The sequence below is a fragment of the Microbacterium sp. 4-7 genome (assembly GCF_014332665.1).
GTDB lineage: Bacteria > Actinomycetota > Actinomycetes > Actinomycetales > Microbacteriaceae > Microbacterium.
Genome location: NZ_MCRH01000004.1, coordinates 217,267 through 234,510, shown reverse-complemented (window position 1 = coordinate 234,510; position 17,244 = coordinate 217,267). Strand labels below are relative to the sequence as shown.

Annotated in this window: 16 protein-coding genes and 1 other RNA gene; 11 read left to right on the top strand and 6 right to left on the bottom strand. The window is 67.1% G+C overall.

Going from position 1 to position 17,244, the window contains the following annotated elements:
* Positions 1 to 29: 29 nt before the first annotated feature.
* Together rnpB and BEP68_RS08170 are read left to right on the top strand one after the other, a co-directional pair.
* Positions 30 to 386: RNase P RNA component class A (gene rnpB, locus BEP68_RS08175), an RNA gene on the top strand.
* Between the two features lie 61 nt (positions 387 to 447).
* Positions 448 to 972 (top strand): hypothetical protein, encoded by a 525-nt coding sequence (locus BEP68_RS08170; protein ID WP_187249692.1) that lies wholly within the window; start codon positions 448 to 450, stop codon positions 970 to 972.
* Between the two features lie 196 nt (positions 973 to 1,168).
* On the opposite strand, the gene BEP68_RS08165 is transcribed toward BEP68_RS08170, so the two are convergent.
* Complete coding sequence (locus BEP68_RS08165; RefSeq protein WP_187249691.1) at positions 1,169 to 2,656, bottom strand: amino acid permease; 1,488 nt, start codon at positions 2,654 to 2,656, stop codon at positions 1,169 to 1,171.
* Positions 2,657 to 2,834: 178 nt separating this feature from the next.
* Complete coding sequence (gene ppgK, locus BEP68_RS08160; protein WP_053096292.1) at positions 2,835 to 3,581, bottom strand: polyphosphate--glucose phosphotransferase; 747 nt, start codon at positions 3,579 to 3,581, stop codon at positions 2,835 to 2,837.
* 70 nt (positions 3,582 to 3,651) lie between these two features.
* On the opposite strand from ppgK, the gene BEP68_RS08155 reads away from it, so the two are divergent.
* The 4 genes from BEP68_RS08155 to BEP68_RS08140 are packed head-to-tail and all read left to right on the top strand — an operon-like array spanning position 3,652 to position 9,128.
* On the top strand, positions 3,652 to 3,864 hold the full coding sequence (locus tag BEP68_RS08155) for a hypothetical protein (protein WP_053096290.1): 213 nt from the start codon (positions 3,652 to 3,654) through the stop codon (positions 3,862 to 3,864).
* Positions 3,865 to 3,866: 2 nt separating this feature from the next.
* Positions 3,867 to 5,204, top strand: a complete 1,338-nt coding sequence (gene glnA, locus BEP68_RS08150) for a type I glutamate--ammonia ligase (RefSeq protein WP_187249690.1) — start codon at positions 3,867 to 3,869, stop codon at positions 5,202 to 5,204.
* A 9-nt stretch (positions 5,205 to 5,213) separates the two neighbouring features.
* The gene (locus BEP68_RS08145; protein ID WP_187249689.1) at positions 5,214 to 8,189 is read left to right on the top strand and encodes a bifunctional [glutamine synthetase] adenylyltransferase/[glutamine synthetase]-adenylyl-L-tyrosine phosphorylase; all 2,976 of its coding nucleotides are present in this window, start codon (positions 5,214 to 5,216) and stop codon (positions 8,187 to 8,189) included.
* Between the two features lie 9 nt (positions 8,190 to 8,198).
* Positions 8,199 to 9,128 carry a diacylglycerol/lipid kinase family protein gene (locus BEP68_RS08140; RefSeq protein ID WP_053096286.1) on the top strand — a complete coding sequence of 310 codons (930 nt, stop codon included), beginning with the start codon at positions 8,199 to 8,201 and terminating at the stop codon, positions 9,126 to 9,128.
* Here BEP68_RS08140 and BEP68_RS08135 read toward each other — a convergent pair.
* Positions 9,115 to 10,269 (bottom strand): AI-2E family transporter, encoded by a 1,155-nt coding sequence (locus BEP68_RS08135; protein WP_187249688.1) that lies wholly within the window; start codon positions 10,267 to 10,269, stop codon positions 9,115 to 9,117. The two genes, BEP68_RS08140 and BEP68_RS08135, sit on opposite strands and share 14 nt — an antisense overlap.
* 141 nt (positions 10,270 to 10,410) lie before the next feature.
* Here BEP68_RS08135 and BEP68_RS08130 point away from each other — a divergent pair, with 141 nt between their 5' ends.
* A complete protein-coding gene (locus BEP68_RS08130) occupies positions 10,411 to 10,599 on the top strand; it encodes a hypothetical protein (RefSeq protein WP_187249687.1) in 189 nt (62 codons plus the stop codon).
* 49 nt (positions 10,600 to 10,648) lie between these two features.
* Positions 10,649 to 10,888 carry a hypothetical protein gene (locus BEP68_RS08125; RefSeq protein ID WP_053096281.1) on the top strand — a complete coding sequence of 80 codons (240 nt, stop codon included), beginning with the start codon at positions 10,649 to 10,651 and terminating at the stop codon, positions 10,886 to 10,888.
* 243 nt (positions 10,889 to 11,131) lie between these two features.
* Here BEP68_RS08125 and glnA (BEP68_RS08120) read toward each other — a convergent pair whose 3' ends face one another.
* Positions 11,132 to 12,556: a type I glutamate--ammonia ligase gene (glnA, locus tag BEP68_RS08120; protein WP_053096279.1), complete on the bottom strand. Its 1,425-nt coding sequence runs from the start codon at positions 12,554 to 12,556 to the stop codon at positions 11,132 to 11,134.
* Between the two features lie 160 nt (positions 12,557 to 12,716).
* On the opposite strand from glnA (BEP68_RS08120), the gene BEP68_RS08115 reads away from it, so the two are divergent.
* The gene (locus tag BEP68_RS08115; protein WP_187249881.1) at positions 12,717 to 13,103 is read left to right on the top strand and encodes an RDD family protein; all 387 of its coding nucleotides are present in this window, start codon (positions 12,717 to 12,719) and stop codon (positions 13,101 to 13,103) included.
* 6 nt (positions 13,104 to 13,109) lie between these two features.
* Here BEP68_RS08115 and BEP68_RS08110 read toward each other — a convergent pair whose 3' ends face one another.
* Positions 13,110 to 13,589 (bottom strand): ATP-dependent zinc protease, encoded by a 480-nt coding sequence (locus BEP68_RS08110; protein WP_053096276.1) that lies wholly within the window; start codon positions 13,587 to 13,589, stop codon positions 13,110 to 13,112.
* 26 nt (positions 13,590 to 13,615) lie between these two features.
* On the opposite strand from BEP68_RS08110, the gene BEP68_RS08105 reads away from it, so the two are divergent.
* On the top strand, positions 13,616 to 14,803 hold the full coding sequence (locus BEP68_RS08105; protein ID WP_053096274.1) for a RimK family alpha-L-glutamate ligase: 1,188 nt from the start codon (positions 13,616 to 13,618) through the stop codon (positions 14,801 to 14,803).
* Positions 14,804 to 14,867: 64 nt separating this feature from the next.
* Here the strand turns inward: BEP68_RS08105 and BEP68_RS08100 are convergent, their stop codons facing one another.
* Positions 14,868 to 15,578, bottom strand: a complete 711-nt coding sequence (locus BEP68_RS08100) for a DUF4191 family protein (RefSeq protein ID WP_053099128.1) — start codon at positions 15,576 to 15,578, stop codon at positions 14,868 to 14,870.
* A 161-nt stretch (positions 15,579 to 15,739) separates the two neighbouring features.
* Here BEP68_RS08100 and BEP68_RS18175 point away from each other — a divergent pair, with 161 nt between their 5' ends.
* Complete coding sequence (locus tag BEP68_RS18175) at positions 15,740 to 17,242, top strand: hypothetical protein (protein ID WP_261987777.1); 1,503 nt, start codon at positions 15,740 to 15,742, stop codon at positions 17,240 to 17,242.
* The last annotated feature ends 2 nt before the right edge of the window (positions 17,243 to 17,244 follow it).

Below are 17,244 nucleotides of genomic sequence, written 5' to 3'. Positions count from 1 at the left end.
GCAGCCTGGTCGTAGACTGGAGCTGTGAATGGGTCGACTGGACGGCCGCGTGGCGGGCAACCGCACCGAGGAACGTCCGGGCTCCTCAGGGCAGGACGGTGGGTAACGCCCACCCGGAGCAATCCGCGAGAAAGTGCCACAGAGAGCAGACCGCCCCGCAAGGGGTAAGGGTGAAAGGGTGGTGTAAGAGACCACCGGGGGCCATGGTGACATGGCCCGCCAGGTAAACCTCGTCCGGAGCAAGGTCAGACAGAGGATGTTGACGCGGCTCGCCGAGTCCTCGGGTAGACCGCTAGAGTGCCACGGCAACGTGTCGCCGAGAGAGATGGCCGTCGAAGGGGCGAAGAACCCCGGAACAGAACCCGGCGTACAGGTCGGCCCATTCGCACCCACCTCCTGAGCAGGGCCGCGCTGGCTTCCTGGCCGGATGCTCGATAGCGTTCGGGCATGTCGAACCGTCCTACCGCCATGGCGCTCCTCGCGGCTCTGTCACTCGCAGCGCTCAGCGGGTGCACCGCCACGATGCCTGAGGTCGCAGCGACCACGGCAGCCGTTCAGCCCGCGGCTGTGCCGACGCCGAGCGACACGCCCGCGCCGACACCGACCCCACCCGCAGAGGCGAGTCGCTGCACGGTGCTGTCGATGATCTCGATCCCGGGATACAGCGAGGGAGACGAGGAACCCACCTTCTACGCGACATGGAACGGTGTCGCACCGGTGGACAACGGCGAGACCGACTTCGCTCGCGGCACGGTCACGCATACGGCAGACGGGCTCATCTCGACTTACACGGTCGCGGCGGGGGATGCGCCATCCGCCGTGAGGGAGCGGCTGTGCACGGACGTCTATGCGGCGATGACCTACAGCCGTCTGGGTTCGATGCTGTACCCCGGCGATGTGCTCACGCTGGGACCGGGAGCCATGGAGCCGCTCGTGACGGAGCCGTTCGTGACGGAGCCGCAGCGTCAGTGAGAGCGGGGGAGCGTGGCGATCGCAGTTGCATTGCCGAGCAAGTCTTTTGCTTAGCTAGTTATCTTGATATGTTGTGCGCGTGACCGCGACTTCTGGGTCACCTGCCAGCAGGTCCCCAGCATGCTGGCGAGCGCCCCGCGAATTCCCCAGGTTCCCCGGGGCGCTCTTTCTCTCGCTCACGGCATCGGCGTGGTCGTCACGCCAGACGGTCCTGCCCCGGCTGATCCTCCCCATGTGTGGAATCTTCGAGCTTCCTGCGCGCGAGGTTACGTCGCACCAGCGGCCAGAACAGCACGAGCACGCCGGTGGCGACGAGGCTCGTCCAGACCTGGGTGCGACCCGCTTCGCTGAACATCATCACGACGATCACCGCGGCGATGCACGCGATCAGGAGCACGTTCAGCCAGGGGTGCAACCACATCCTGAGTTTCAGGTTCGCTACCTCTTCCGGCGTCATCTTCTGGCGGAGTCGCCACTGTGTGACGGCGATGAAGACGTACACGAACAGTGCGACCAGGCCCGCGGAGTTCATGATGAAGTCGAAGATGCCCGATCCCGGGGTGAAGAAGTTCACGAGCGTTGCGATCAGGCCGCCGCTGGTCGAGGCGAGCAGCGCCATCACCGGGACGCCGCTCTTCGACCGCTTCGCCACGATCTTCGGCGCGAAGCCCTGCTCGGCGAGGGCCGCGAACATGCGCGACGCCGAGTACAGGCCCGAGTTGAGCACCGAGATCACCGCCGTGAAGATGACGAGCTGCATGATGATGCTCGCGCCCGGGATGCCGAACTGCTCGAGGGCGTAGGTGAAGGGCGCGTTGGCGACGTCGGTCGGCACAGGCAGTTCGTTCCAGGGCACCACGGTGACGATGATGAGCACCGAGCCGACGAAGAACAGCAGGATGCGCCAGATGATCGTGCTCGTCGCCTGACGGATGCCCTTGGCGGGATCCTCCGATTCGGCGGAGGCCATGACGGCGATCTCGGTGCCGAAGTACGAGAAGATCACCAGGGCCACACCCGTGAACGCGACTCCGAAGCCGTTCGGGGCGAATCCGCCGTGTTCCCAGAGGTTGGAGATCGACACCTCCGAGTTCGGCCACAGGCCGAAGGCGAACAGCAGACCCGCGCCGAGGAAGACGACGATCGCGAGCACCTTGACGCTGGCGAGCCAGAACTCCACCTCGCCGAACGCGCGCACCGAGATGATGTTCGTGCCGACGAAGATGCCGATGAGGATCAGCGACCAGGCCCATGACGGCACGGCGGGGAACCAGCTCGCCATCGTCTCGCCGCCCAGCACCGCCTCATACGCGAGGACTCCGACCCAGAAGTACCAGTACAGCCATCCCACGAGGTAGGCGGCCCAGTTGCCGAGGCCCACTCGCGCATATTCCATGAACGAGCCGATCGCCGGGCGCGACGCCGCCATCTCGCCCAGCATGCGCATGGCGAGGAAGACGAGCAGGCCGCCGATGAGGTACGACACCACGGCGGCCGGACCCACGGCGCGGATGACGTTCCCGGATCCGACGAACAGGCTCGCGCCGATGATGCCGCCGAGGGTGATCATGGTGACGTGACGCGACCGCAGTTTCTTCGCCTGTGGTCTGTCGACGGGCACCATCCCGGCTGTCGTCTCCGGCGATACCGGCCGGTCCCATGATGATTCGGATGGTTCGTTCATCTCGACGCTGCCTTTCGTTGCCGTCCGGTCTCACCGTCGAGGCGCAGACGGGCGGGGTGCCATGGTGTCACGTCGCCGGGTCGCCGTGCGGGTGATCCGGTGAGACGCGCCGCAATCCCGGACGCGACGAAGGCCCCGCCGGATCGGCAGGGCCTTCGTCGTCTCTGTGGTCGGGGAATCAGTCGCCGGCGAGCGAAGCCGCGCCGATGATGCCGGAGTTGTTGCGGTGGATCGCCGGGACGATCGGTGTCTTGAGGTCGAGAAGCGGGAGGAAGTCACCGGCGTTCTTCGACACTCCGCCGCCGACCACGAACAGGTCGGGGCTGAAGAGGAACTCGATGTGCGAGTAGAACTTCTGCAGACGTTCCGCCCACTCCGCCCAGCTGAGTCCCTCGCGCTCGCGCGCCGAGGTGGCTGCATACGTCTCGACCGACTCGTACTCGCCGAAGTTCAGGTGGCCGAGCTCGGTGTTCGGCAGCAGGACTCCGTCGTACAGGAATGCCGAGCCGATGCCCGTGCCGAGGGTCGTGAGCAGCGTGAAGCCGCGCACATCCCGCGCCGCGCCGTGGCGGGCCTCCGCGACGCCGGCGGCATCCGCATCGTTGACGAAGACGATGTTGCGCCCGAGCCCGTCGCGGAAGAACCGCTCGGCGTCGAAGTCGATCCATTCCTTCGAGACGTTGGCGGCCGAGAGCGTCTTGCCGCGCTTGACGATCGCCGGGAACGCCACGCCGAGGGGAAGAGTCGTGTCCTTGACGTCGAGCGTCTTCAGAACCGTCTGCACGGCCTGCAGGACGTCCTGCGGTGATGCGCCCTCAGGAGTGGGTACGCGTACCCTGTCCGAGGCCATGGTGCCGTGCTCGAGGTCGACCAGACCTGCCTTGATACCCGTGCCGCCGATGTCGACGCCGATCGCTTTTGCCATGCTGGTTAGCTTAGCGACCACGCTCAGCGCCAGTAGGATCGATGACACCACGTGAAGAAGGGGATCGGCCATGTCGAACGGCGATGAGAAGTACTGGTACAACCTGGAGACCGGCCAGGTGGAATTCGGCATGATCTCCGCATCGGCCGACCGCGTCGGCCCCTTCGACACCGAGGCTGAGGCGTCTCGGGCTCCGGAGAAGCTCAAGGAGCGTTCGCGCGCCTGGGCTGAGGAGGAAGCAGCCGAGAGCGGCTGGGACGCCGGTATCGGCAAGGCCGAGTGACCGTGGACAAGCAGAGGGATTTCGTCCTCCGGACGATCGAAGAGCGCGGCGTCAAGTTCGTCCGCCTGTGGTTCACCGATGTCATCGGCACGCTCAAGTCCGTCGCCATCGCGCCGGCCGAGGTCGAGGGCGCGTTCGCCGAGGGCATCGGATTCGACGGCTCGGCCATCGAGGGCCTGACCCGCAGCTACGAGTCCGACCTGCTCGCCCAGCCCGACCCCACCACCTTCCAGACCCTGCCGTGGCGCGGCGAGATCGACCCGACCGCGCGCATGTTCTGCGACATCACGACGCCGGACGGCCGTCCTGCCGTCTCCGACCCCCGCCATGTGCTCAAGCGCACGCTCGCCAAGGCGGCGGATGCCGGATTCACGTTCTACACGCACCCCGAGATCGAGTTCTACCTCCTCAAGTCGTCGTCGTTCGGCCCTGAGGGTCCGGTTCCGGTCGACTCCGCCGGCTACTTCGACAACGTTCCCGGCGGCACGGCACACGACTTCCGCCGCCGTTCCGTGCGGATGCTCGAGGATCTCGGCATCTCCGTCGAGTTCAGCCACCACGAGGGCGGCCCGGGTCAGAACGAGATCGACCTGCGCTACGCGGACGCGTTGACGATGGCCGACAACGTCATGACCTTCCGCACCGTCATCAAAGAGGTCGCGATCGAGCAGGGCGTCTACGCCACCTTCATGCCGAAGCCGCTGAGCGGTCACCCCGGAAGCGGCATGCACACGCACATGTCGCTCTTCGAGGGCGAGCGCAACGCGTTCTATGAAGAGGGCGCCAAGTACCAGCTCTCCAAGACCGGACGACACTTCATCGCCGGCCTGCTGCGACACGCCAACGAGATGGCGGCGGTGACCAACCAGTTCGTGAACTCCTACAAGCGGCTCTGGGGCGGCGACGAGGCTCCGAGCTTCGTCACCTGGGGCCACAACAACCGCTCCGCTCTGGTGCGCGTGCCGATGTACAAGCCCAACAAGGGCGGTTCGTCGCGTGTCGAGTACCGCGCGCTCGACTCGGCAGCCAACCCGTATCTCGCGTACGCCCTCATGCTCGCGGCCGGCCTCAAGGGCATCGAAGAGGAGTACGAGCTGCCTTCCGAGGCCGAGGACAACGTGTGGTCGCTCAGCGACGCAGAGCGCCGCGCGCTCGGCTATTCTGCGCTTCCGGCGAGCCTCGACCACGCGCTCGAGTACATGGAGAGCTCCGAGCTCGTCGCCGAGACCCTCGGCGAATCGGTCTTCAACTACGTGCTGCTCAACAAGCGCAAGGAGTGGGAGGCCTACCGCGGCCAGGTCACTCCGCTGGAGCTGAAGAACAACCTCGAGCTGCTCTGAGCGTCGCCGATGGCCCGTTCGGACGACTCCGTCTCTCTCTCCGCGCTGGCCAGGCTGGGGTTCGCCGAGCTCAGTGAGGCGGCGGCGAATCTCACCGAGCTCGCGACCCTGATCGGAGTCGAGCGCTCACTTCTGCTCAGCGAGGCGGACGCGGCCGACCCCGATGCGGCGGTCGAGGGGATGCTGCGCGTGGCACGGCGCGATGCGGCACCCATCGCCGCCCTGTTCACCGACCAGCGGGCGCGCCGACGTGCGTGGCGAGTGTTCGGGGCGTCGCAGGGCTTCGCCGACTTCTTCCTGCGGCATCCGACCGAGATCTCGGTGCTCGGCGACACGTCCACCGAACTGCCGTCTGCGCACGAGCTGCGCGATCGGATGCTCGAGGCCGTCGGAGCGCGCGACGGATTCGCCGAGTCGGGCGATGACAGCGCGGTGGTCACGCTGCGTGTGGCGTATCGCCGCAACCTCGCTCTGATCGCCGCGATCGACCTGACGGCGCACAATCCTGTGCGCATCGTCGCGGATGTCGCCGCCGCGCTGGCCGATATCGCGGGCGCGGCGCTGGAGGCGTCTCTGGCGATCGCGCGTCGGCGCTTGGTCGACACGATGAGTCGCGAGCAGGTCGCGGCCACGCAGCTGGCGATCATCGGCATGGGCAAGGCGGGTGCACGCGAGCTGAACTACGTCAGCGATGTCGATGTGATCTTCGTCGGCGGAACCGCAGACGAGGACGCCGTCCCGGAGTCGCGCGCGATCGACATCGCGACCCGTCTCGCGAGGGAGACGATGCGAGGACTGAGCGGCATCGAGGTCGAGCCCCCGCTGTGGGAGGTCGACGCCGCGCTCCGTCCCGAAGGCAAGCAGGGCGCGCTCGTCCGGTCGCTCGGCTCGCACCTGGCCTACTACGACCGCTGGGCGAAGAGCTGGGAGTTCCAGGCGCTTCTGAAGGCGCGACCCCTCGCGGGCGATGCGGAGCTCGGCGCCGAGTACATCGCCGCCGTGCAGCCGAAGGTCTTCTCCAGTGCCGCGCGTGAGAACTTCGTCGACAGCGTGCAGCGCATGCGAGAGCGGGTCATGGAGCACATCGACCCCGAGGATGCCCCGTACCAGCTCAAACTCGGCTCGGGCGGCCTGCGGGACATCGAGTTCACCGTGCAGCTGCTGCAGCTCGTGCACGGCCTCACAGACCCCCGTCTGCGCACGCGGGGCACACTCGAGAGCCTCGACGCCCTGGTGGAGGGCGGCTACATCGGCCGGGCCGAGGCTGCGTCTTTCGCCGATGACTACTGCGTGCTGCGGTTGATGGAGCACAGGTTGCAGCTCCGCGAGCTCAGCCGCACCCACCTGATGCCCCGCACACCGGCGGGCCTTCGGGTGCTCGCGCGCAGCACCGGCCTGGGCGAGTCGGGTGAAGCGATCTGGGCGCGCTGGGAGAGCGTGCGGCGGGAGGTGCGCGACATCCACACCCGCCTGTTCTACCGGCCTCTCCTGAGCGCTGTGGCGGCGCTGCCGGAAGAGGAGCGCACGCTCTCCACGGCACAGGCGCACGACCGGCTCATGGCGATCGGCTTCCGCGATCCGGCCGGCGCCCTGCGCCACATCGGTGCACTCACCACCGGATTGAGCCGCAAGGCGACCATCCAGCGGCACCTCATGCCCGTGATGGTGCGCTGGTTCGCCGACGGCAGCGACCCCGACTATGCGTTGATCGCGTTCCGTCGCATCAGCGAACGCCTCGGCGACACTCCCTGGTTCCTCCGGATGCTGCGTGATTCCTCGGGCGCTGCCGAGAGCCTGACGCGCCTCCTCTCGTCGTCGCGCTACGTCGGCGAGCTCATGGAGTGGATCCCCGAGTCCGTCGCCTGGCTCGACAGCAGCGAGCTGCTGCGGCCCCGCAGCGGGGCCGCTCTCGACGAGGAGGCCAGGGCCATCCAGACGCGGCACAGGAACGTCGGCGACGCGCTGCAGGCGGTGCGAGCGCTGCGGCGGCGCGAGCTGCTGCGAACGGCGATGGGCGGCGTCCTCGACGTGCTCTCGATCGAGCAGATCGCGACGTCCCTGACCGAGATCACCGACGCGACGATCCAGGCGGCGCTGCGCGCGGTCCGCCGCGAGATCGTCCCGCTCGACGATGAGGCGCTCGACTTCGCGGTGATCGGCATGGGGCGGTTCGGGGGAGCGGAGCTGGGCTTCGGCTCCGATGCCGACATCCTCTACGTGTACGACGCGAACGGCGTCGATCCGCAACGCGCGCAGACGCTCGCCACGCGCATCGTCGCCGGCCTCCGAGAGCACCTCACCGACCACCGTGTGCCGTTGGACCTCGATGCCGATCTCCGTCCGGAGGGACGCAACGGACCCGTCGTCCGATCGATCGACGCGTATGCGGAGTACTACCGGCGCTGGTCGCTCTCCTGGGAGGCTCAGGCACTCCTGCGGGCGAGAGGCGTGGCGGGCAGCGCGACTCTCATCGAGAAGTTCACCGCCCTCGCCGACAGCATCCGCTACCCCGCCGAGATCGACCTGCAGGGAACCCGCGAGATCAAGCGCATCAAGGCGCGAGTCGAGGGGGAGCGGCTGCCTCAGGGAGTCGATCCGCGTCGACACCTGAAGCTCGGTCCGGGCACGCTGAGCGACGTCGAGTGGCTGGTGCAGCTGCTCCAGCTGCAGCACGCCCATGACGTACCGGCCCTGCGCACCACGTCGACGCTCACGGCGCTCCAGGCGGCCGTCGACGCAGGCCACGTTCCCGCTGAATCCGCCGATCTCCTCCGGGCCGCGTGGCTGCTGTCGAGTCGTCTGCGATCCGCGATCACCCTCTACACGGGCAAGACGAGCGATGTGCTCCCGACGGATCCGCGCGACCTCGACGCCATCGGTCGGCTGCTCGGGTACCCCGACCGTTCGGCGAGCATTCTCGACGACGACTACCTCGGCGTGACCCGGCGTGCGCGCCGGGCATTCGAGCAGCTCTTCTACGGCTAGCCTGGCTCCATGACGATCTCGAAGCTCGGTGTGATCTGGAACCCCTCGAAGGTCGACGGGGACTCGCTGCGCGCAGCCGTCGCCGAGACCTTCGTCTCCGACGGCGTCGGCACTCCTGTCGAGTGGTGGGAGACCAGCATCGAGGACCCGGGGCGGGGAATGGCCGCCGAAGCTGTGGCCGCAGGCTGCGACGTGGTGATCGCCGTCGGCGGCGACGGCACCGTCCGGGCGGTCGCTGAATCGTTGGCGGGCACGGACGCCGCGCTGGGCATCGTGCCGCAGGGCACGGGCAACCTGCTCGCGCGGAACCTCGAGATCCCCCTCAACGACATCCCCGCCGCGTTGGTTCGGGTGCGCGACGGCGAGCCGCAGCGGATCGACATGGGCTGGGTCGACCACGACGGCACCGAGCACGCGTTCGTGGTGATGGTCGGTTTCGGCATCGATGCGCAGATGCTGGTCGAGACCGACGAGGACCTGAAGAACCGAGCCGGATGGATCGCCTACGTCGAGGCGATGGGACGTGCTCTCGCCGGCACCGAGATGACCGACATCACCCTGACGCTCGACGATCAGGAGCCGCAGGGGCTTCGCGGTCACACCATGCTGATCGGCAACTGCGGCATGCTGCAGGGCGGCATCCGTCTCCTGCCGGATGCGGTGCTCGACGACGGACTGCTCGACATGCTGCTCGTGAGCGCCGAAGGGCCCCTCCAGTGGCTCGACACCGTCCGTGCCTTCGTGTGGGAGAACGGCATCCGTCGCATGATGGGCAATGTCGACACCGCTGTGAGCACCGACTCGACGACGCACATCTCCGCGGAGCGGGTGCGCGTGCAGCTCGCGTCACCGCAGATGTTCGAGATCGATGGCGAAGAGGTCGGACACATCTCCGACTTCACCGTCCGGGTCCAGCCCGCCGCCCTCACCGTTCGCTGAGGGTTCCCGGTGGGACGACCTTGCTGTCCTGCGTCGGGAAGACGACCTTCTGCACGATGATGATGATGCTCGCGGCGACGGGGATGGCGACGAGTGCGCCGAGGATCCCGCCGAGTGCGCCACCGGCGACGGCCGCGATCACCACGAGCGCTCCGGGAACGGCGACCGCCTTGTTCATGATTCGCGGGGACAGGACGTATGCCTCGATCTGCATGTAGACAAGGTAGTAGCCGAACGCGATGAGAGCGGTCACCGGGCTCACGATGAGGCAGATCAGCGCATTGATGATCGAGGCGCTCAACGTTCCGACGAGCGGGATCATCGAGCCGATGAAGGCGATCAGCGCGAGAAGCGCCGGCACGGGGGCTCCGATGATGCTCAGCACTATCAGGCTCAGGATGCCGTTGATGAGCGCCAGGCTGGCCTGCCCCATCACGTAACGCCCGACGGCGCCGGAGACGTCTTCGAGGAGCCCTCCGAAGGTGTCGCGCTGGTAGGACGGGACGAAGCGCACCGCGACGCGCTTCATGCTTCGAAGCGAGGCCATGAAGTACAGGGTCAGGATGAGCACGATGGTGACGCCGGTGAAGCCGCCGGCGATGCCGGCGCCGACCGCGAAGACTCCGCCGCTGATGTTGAGGATGTTGCCCGGATCCTGGACGAAGCTCAGCACGCCCTGCGCCGCGTCGTCGAAGGTGGAGCCGAACTGCTCGCTCACGTCCTTGAACCAGGCGCTGGCCATGAAGTCCTCGACCATCTTCGGGCCGTCCTGGATCAGGTTGGTCACCTGCTCGATGAGAAGAGGCACGATGGCCAGGATGATGCCGGCGAAGACCAGGATCACGACGGACACGACGATGGCGACGGCGGCCGGGCGAGGGAGCTTGCGTTCGATGAACGAGACGATCGGGTCGAGTCCGAGTGCGAGGAAGATCGCCACCCCGATGTAGACCAGCACCGTGGCGAGCTGGTTGACGATTCCGCCGAGCATCAGCGCGACGAGCACACCCAGAGCACCGAGGAGGCCGAACATGAACGGGTTGATCCGGGCGATCGCCGCGGCCGCTGTCTTCGGCTGCGCGGGAGGAGCCTCGGTGGTGTGGACCCTCTTCGGCTGCAGCCTGTCGTACTTGCGGCGCATGATGGCCCCCCACTTGTGTTCATTCGGACCCCTCAGTTGACCAGTAGGGGCGGGTGAAAGCAAGCGCGACACGGTCGTGCGGGCGGCGGATCCCCCATGCGGGGGATGCGGTGACCGCCAGGCGTTCGTACGGTGGATGACATGACGGATGCAGAGAAGGATTCGCAGAAGAAGCCGCAGAACGGTCTTGCAGTCGGCCTCGGCCTGGGCATCGCCATCGGTGCGGGGCTCGGACTCACCGTGTTCGACAACCTCGCACTCGGAATGGGCCTCGGCCTCTCGATCGGCGTCGCGATCGGCGTCGCTGTGGATTCGCGCGCCGGCGAGTGAGTACTTCCGCGACCGGGGGGATGCCGCGGGCTCGCGTAGTCTTCAGAACATGGCGAAGCGGGGTGGACGGGGTGCACGGTGGCGGTACCGCCGCGAGTGGCTGCTGACTGCGGTGTCGGCGCTGCTCTTCGCCTACATGGTCGGGCTCGTGCTGGTCACGCTGACCTGGAGCGTCGCCTATTCCCTCCCGCAGTGGATCCTCATCGGAGTCATGGTGACCGGGTCGGCCGTGCTGCTCGCATGGCAGGTGCGCAAGGTCCGCGGGCTTCGACGCAGCCGCGACCGGTGAGCTCGGCGCCGCCGTCCGTCGCCCAGGGCTACACCGTAGCGGGCGCGTAGGCCCATCCCGGCCCGGCTCGAACGGGCAGCCTCCCTCTCCGAAAAACTGGACGCGGAGCCGGGGTGAGCTCACGCGCCTAGGGCGGGACCGAGAAAGACTCTACGCGAGACGCACAGAGAGCCCGCCAGGCATGGCCTGACGGGCTCTCTGTGCGATTCGGCGGACCTACCCCCGGAATCCCGCGGGATCTGGTTACACCCCGAAGTACAGCTCGTACTCGAACGGGTGCGGGCGCTGAGCCATCGGCAGGATCTCGTTCTCGTACTTGTACGAGATCCAGGTCTCGATGAGCTCCTCGGTGAAGACGCCACCCTCGAGGAGGAACTGGTGGTCCTCCTTCAGTGCGTCGAGCGAGTCGAGCAGCGAGTTCGGGACCTGCGGGATGTTCTTCGCCTCCTCGGGGGGAAGCTCGTAGAGGTCCTTGTCGACGGGCTCGTGCGGCTCGATGCGGTTCTTGATGCCGTCGAGGCCGGCCATGAGCTGCGCGGCGAAGGCGAGGTACGGGTTGCCCGATGCGTCAGGCGCGCGGAACTCGATGCGCTTGGCCTTCGGGTTGGAGCCCGTGATCGGGATGCGGATGGCAGCCGAGCGGTTTCCGGCCGAGTAGACCAGGTTGACCGGAGCCTCGAAGCCCTTGACCAGACGGTGGTAGCTGTTGAGGGTCGGGTTCGTGAAGGCGAGCAGCGCCGGAGCGTGCGCCAGGATGCCGCCGATGTACCAGCGAGCGATGTCGCTGAGCTGACCGTAGCCGGCCTCGTCGTAGAAGAGCGGCTTGCCGTCGTTCCACAGCGACTGGTGCGTGTGCATTCCCGAGCCGTTGTCGCCGTACAGCGGCTTCGGCATGAAGGTGGCGACCTTGCCCCACTCTTCGGCGGTGTTCTTGACGATGTACTTGAACTTCAGGATGTCGTCCGCCGAGTGCACCATGGTGTCGAAGCGGTAGTTGATCTCCTGCTGGCCGGCGGTGCCGACCTCGTGGTGCGAGCGCTCGAGGATGAACCCGGCGTCGATCAGCTTCAGGGTGATGTCGTCGCGCAGGTCAGCGGTCTTGTCGACCGGGCTGACGGGGAAGTAGCCACCCTTGTACGGGGTCTTGTTGGCGAGGTTTCCGCCCTCTTCCTCACGACCGGTGTTCCACGCGGCCTCTTCGGAATCGACCTTGTAGAAGCTCTCGCCGGCGGTGACCGAGTAGCGCACGTCGTCGAAGATGTAGAACTCGGCCTCGGGGGCGAAGAACGCCGTGTCGGCGATGCCGGTGGAGGCGAGGTACTTCTCGGCCTTCTTCGCGACCTGGCGCGGGTCCTTCGAGTAGATCTCTCCCGTGCGCGGGTTGTAGATGTCGAAGATCATCACGAGGGTGCTCGCCTCGCGGAAGGGGTCCATGTATGCCGTCGTGACGTCAGGGATGAGCTGCATGTCGGACTCGTGGATGCTGGCGAAGCCACGGATCGAAGAGCCGTCGAACAGCTGTCCGTCCACGAAGAAGTCCTCGTCGACAGTGGCCGCAGGGATGTTGAAGTGCTGCTGAACACCAGGGAGATCAGTGAATCGGATGTCAAGGAACTTGACGTCGTTCTCCTTGATGTAGGTCAGCACCTCGGACGAATCTTTGAACATGTACGACTCCTGGATTGCGGATCGATGGCTTCACGGCCATTGTGCACAGTACGTGCGGGGCGTTACCCCACGGTATCCGCTTTGTTTCGAGCATGTTACGCGCCGGTAGGCTGGATACGTGACGGACGCTGTGAACACGTACCCCGGAGAACGACTCGGAATGCCGCAGACGGGGACGGGCAGCATCGCCCGCCCTGGACGGCGAATCGGGGCCCTTCTCATCGACTATGTGGCTGCGACGATCATCGCCACCGGGTTCCTCGGCTACGACCAGTTCGCACTGCCCGCCGAGGCCGGCCTCACCATGTTCGCGCCGATGGCGGTCTTCGCCCTGCTGCAGATCCTCTTCATCCCGACGGCCGGCGGAAGCCCCGGGCACCGTATCCTCGGCATGCGCGTGGTACGTCTGGGCGGCGGCTGGGTGGGGATCTGGCGTCCGATCGTCCGCACGCTGCTGATCGTCATCGTGATCCCGGCGGTCATCTGGGACGCCGATCAGCGAGGAATCCACGACAAGGCGACGGGACTCGTGCTCATCCGCGCCTGATCGGGCTCACTCCTTGCCGCGATTGCGGCGTCTGGCCTCGCGCGGAGCGCGACCGCCGAGGAACGAACGGGCAGGGTCGACGATATAACCCTGTCGCAGCGCTTCGCGACCGATGAGCATGCGGAAACCCATCTCGTCCCGGTTGCTCAGCGTGACCTCCGCGAGCACCTCCCGGTCGTGCAGACGGATCAGCATCTCGACGACGAGTCGCTCCTGGGCATGGCCCGATGAGCTGCGCACGGCGCGGCGATCATGCACAGGGGACTCGACGATGACGGCATCCTCCTGGCTGTCCTGCCAGGGCTTCACACGGAACCGGACCCACGACACGCCGTCGCGCTCGAACTCCTGGATCTGGAATGCGTGCAGCGAAGAGGTGCGCGCGCCCGTGTCGATCTTGGCTTTGAGCCAGTCGACTCCGAGATCAGGCAGGCTCACCCATTCTCGCCACCCGATAAGGGTGTTTGAATGGGATGACTTACTCACCCGACCATCCTGGCAGGAAATCCCCCGTGAAGATCGCAGTGCTCTCCCGCGCGCCGCAGGCGTACTCCACCCAAAGGCTGCGCGCCGCTGCGCTCCAGCGAGGTCACAACGTCAAGGTGCTCAACACGCTGCGATTCGCGATCGACCTCACCGCAGACGAGCCGGACCTGCACTACCGGGGCCGTCAGCTCAGCGACTACGACGCGATCCTGCCTCGCATCGGCAACTCGATCACCTACTTCGGCACCGCCGTCGTGCGCCAGTTCGAGCAGATGGACGTCTACACGCCGAACACGGCGAACGGGATCTCGAGCGCGCGGGACAAGCTCCGCGCGAATCAGATCCTCTCGCGCCACAACATCGCGATGCCTCCCACGGCCTTCGTCCGCAACCGTGCGGACGTCCGTCCGGCGATCGAACGCGTCGGGGGTGCTCCTGTCGTCATCAAGCTCCTCGAGGGCACGCAGGGGATCGGTGTGATCCTCGCGCCGCAGGTGAAGGTGGCCGAGGCCATCATCGAGACGCTGCACTCGACCAAGCAGAACGTGCTGATCCAGAAGTTCATCTCCGAGAGCCGCGGGCGCGACATCCGCGCTCTCGTCGTGGGCGACCGCGTGGTCGCCGCGATGCGGCGATCGGCGGCGGGTGACGAGTTCCGCTCGAACGTCCACCGTGGAGGCTCGGTGGAAGCCGTCGAGCTCGATCCGATCTACGAGCGCGCAGCCGTGCGCTCAGCCCAGATCATGGGACTCCGCGTCGCCGGAGTCGACATGCTCGAAGGCGACGACGGCCCGCTCGTCATGGAGGTCAACTCGTCGCCTGGCCTGCAGGGCATCGAGACGGCCACGAAGCTCGACGTCGCGGGCGCCATCATCGACTACATCGCCGGCCAGGTCGCATTCCCCGAGATCGATGTGCGTCAGCGCCTGACTGTCTCCACGGGATACGGGGTCGCCGAGCTCATGGTGCACGGAGCTGTCGACCTCGTCGGCAAGACACTCGGCGAGGCCGGACTGTGGGAGCGCGACATCACGGTGCTCACGCTGCACCGCGGCGTCTCCGTCATCCCGAACCCGCGCAAGCACGTCGTCCTCGAGGCCGAGGATCGGCTCTTCTGCTTCGGCAAGCTCGACGAGATGCGGTCGATGGTTCCGGAACGTCGCCGTCGCCGGGCGAAGGTCCGTCGCCTTCCGCGTCAGCCGCTGTCGGAGTGAACGACGAAGCGCGGCCGCCCTCGCGATGAGGTGCGGCCGCGCTTCTGCGTGTGCGGGGGTCAGCTCAACGCGGACGCTGCGCCCTGACCTTGGTGGGGTCGATGCCCTTCGGGATAGGGAGCGACGAGATCGACTGCGACACGGACTCGATGCGTCGGATGACGGCACCCATGGTGGCCTTGTCGATGACCTTCGGAAGCTTCTTGATGGTCTTTGCGAGGTCGGCGATCGCGACGTCGTCGTCGCCGTGGCCGACGTAGAGCACCGTGACCGGCACGCCGTGGGCCACACGGGCTGCCTTGCTGCGCTCATCGTTGACCAGTCGGGTGAGGCGGCCGCGGGAGCCCTCTCCGACGACCACGACGCCGCCGCGACCCACGGTGCGGTAGACGGCATCCTGCGTCTTCGGGTTGATGCCGACCGGCGTCTCGGATCCCTGCCAGTTGCGTCCGAGGCTCGTGCTCAGCACGTGGCCCGTGGCGCCCGGCATACCGTCGATCTTCTGGTACATCGCAGAAGTCGACAGGCGCGTCATCAGGAACATCGCGCCGAGCAGACCGAGCATCAGACCGGAGATGCCCCAGAGGATGAGAGTCCAGACCTGGAACGGCGGGATCAGGTAGCCCACGATGAGGCCGATGAGGACACCGATGACCAGCAGCGCGATCTGGGCCCAGGGCAGCCAGGGGTAGATCTCCCTCGTGAACTTGAAGAGGGACTTGATCTGGGAGAAGAATCCCGGACGCTTCTCGGGCGCGGACGTGCGGTTTGCCATGTGCATAAGAATACCGACTCCGGGGTGCGCTGATGGCGTCGTTCGCGTCGGGCGGATTCGGGCGCCTCGTCTTCTCCTGCACACGCGGCCGATTCGTGCGCATGCGTGCACATCATGCGATGTCTGCGTGGGAGCGCCGTGCGATGCGATGACATGGGGGAATGGCGGAGACGGAAACGAAGGCGAGCGGTGCGGCACTGGTGCCCGGTGCGCATCGGACGATCAGGAGGATCGACGCGGACGAGGGGCCGTACGCGGGAACGCTGGTCACCCGAGGCGCGGCGATGGCCGTTCTGGTGGACTCCGCCTCGATCAGCGGGTGGGCTGGGTGGGACCACGCCGGTGACGACCACGTCGCGGGGCCGCTCGACATCGTGCGGCGCGCCGACGGGCACGACGCGCTGCTCCCATGGTGCACCGAGAGGGTCGCGACGTTCGTCGGTCGTCGCGCGGCAGCCGGCGTCGCGCTCGGCTCCGGGGAGATGACGACCCTGGTCGCCAGCATCCTGCGAGGTCTCGGTGAGCTCGGACGGACCGACGAGCACGAACACACGGGTGGCTGGTGGCTCACGGATGACGGGCGACCGACTTTCGTGATCGGCGCAGGCGAGACGGCACGGACGGCAGCGGCGGGTCTCGTCGCGCGGATTCGCGAGGACTGCGTCGACCGCGCACTCGGTCGCCTGCTCGTCACGATCGAGGAAGGGCTGAGCGCTGCCACAGGACGGCCGGGGATGCCGATGCGACAGCTCGAGGGGTGGGAGGCGGACCTGTTCGACACCGCGGCGCCGAAACCGCTGAGACGCGATGTGCATGCGCCTGAGCTGGCGAGAAGTGCGGACGCAGCGATCCGCGCAGCGGTCGTGCGACCCGACGCGCGAAGTCGGGTGAGAACTCGTGCCACTCGACCCATGGCGGACAACCGCGTGCGCGCTGTGACGTCTCGCGTCGTCGCGCCCTTGCTGCGTCGCCTCGACCTCTGGCGGGGCGCGATGCTCTTCGTGGTCGCGCGCCGGCATCGGAGAGACGCGGATCGAGCACGCGCCGCCCGCGTCGACAGCAGTGTGGAGGCCCCCACAGCGGGCGTCCGAACCCCCGTGCGACGTGGGCGGAGGGCGATCGTCGCAGCGGCTGCGGCCGTAGCGGTGCTCGCCGGCGGACTCCTCTGGCCGGGAGGCGCGACAGGGGAACCGGGCGACGGGGGTGCCGCGGCGGTGCCGACAAGCGCTCAGGACGCGGAGCAGATCGACTCTGCGTCTGCCGATCCTTCACCGGCGGCGACGCCGACGGCACCCGAACCGAAGCCGGACGAGTCCCCGAAGGGATCACCGCCCGAGCGAGCCGATCCGGAGGATCCGGTCGAGGCGGCGCACCACCTCATCGACGCGATCAGGACCTGCGCGGCGAACGACGACGGGGTCTGCGCCGAAGCGGTCGCTCAGGGGTCCATCGGGGTCGCGGACGCATTGGCGGGAGGTGAGGGAGTGCTACAGCTCGAACCCGTGGACGAGTACGGGGATGTCGCCGTGATCCGAGCTTCTGCGTCGGGAGGGGAAGAAGACGGTGCGGAGTCCGCCGCCGGGGAGCGCATGGTCGTACTCGTCCGGGTGGCAGAGAAATGGCTGGTCCGCGACGTGTACGACGTCGCGGACCAGCCAGGATGATG

What these genes read in the sequence shown, in the direction of transcription:
- BEP68_RS08170 (WP_187249692.1), top strand. Translation starts at nt 448, where the DNA reads ATGTCGAACCGTCCTACCGCCATGGCGCTCCTCGCGGCTCTGTCACTC.
- BEP68_RS08165 (WP_187249691.1), bottom strand. Translation starts at nt 2,656, where the DNA reads ATGAACGAACCATCCGAATCATCATGGGACCGGCCGGTATCGCCGGAG.
- ppgK (WP_053096292.1), bottom strand. Translation starts at nt 3,581, where the DNA reads ATGGCAAAAGCGATCGGCGTCGACATCGGCGGCACGGGTATCAAGGCA.
- BEP68_RS08155 (WP_053096290.1), top strand. Translation starts at nt 3,652, where the DNA reads ATGTCGAACGGCGATGAGAAGTACTGGTACAACCTGGAGACCGGCCAG.
- BEP68_RS08145 (WP_187249689.1), top strand. Translation starts at nt 5,214, where the DNA reads ATGGCCCGTTCGGACGACTCCGTCTCTCTCTCCGCGCTGGCCAGGCTG.
- BEP68_RS08140 (WP_053096286.1), top strand. Translation starts at nt 8,199, where the DNA reads ATGACGATCTCGAAGCTCGGTGTGATCTGGAACCCCTCGAAGGTCGAC.
- BEP68_RS08135 (WP_187249688.1), bottom strand. Translation starts at nt 10,269, where the DNA reads ATGCGCCGCAAGTACGACAGGCTGCAGCCGAAGAGGGTCCACACCACC.
- BEP68_RS08130 (WP_187249687.1), top strand. Translation starts at nt 10,411, where the DNA reads ATGACGGATGCAGAGAAGGATTCGCAGAAGAAGCCGCAGAACGGTCTT.
- BEP68_RS08125 (WP_053096281.1), top strand. Translation starts at nt 10,649, where the DNA reads ATGGCGAAGCGGGGTGGACGGGGTGCACGGTGGCGGTACCGCCGCGAG.
- glnA (WP_053096279.1), bottom strand. Translation starts at nt 12,556, where the DNA reads ATGTTCAAAGATTCGTCCGAGGTGCTGACCTACATCAAGGAGAACGAC.
- BEP68_RS08115 (WP_187249881.1), top strand. Translation starts at nt 12,717, where the DNA reads ATGCCGCAGACGGGGACGGGCAGCATCGCCCGCCCTGGACGGCGAATC.
- BEP68_RS08100 (WP_053099128.1), bottom strand. Translation starts at nt 15,578, where the DNA reads ATGGCAAACCGCACGTCCGCGCCCGAGAAGCGTCCGGGATTCTTCTCC.
- BEP68_RS18175 (WP_261987777.1), top strand. Translation starts at nt 15,740, where the DNA reads ATGGCGGAGACGGAAACGAAGGCGAGCGGTGCGGCACTGGTGCCCGGT.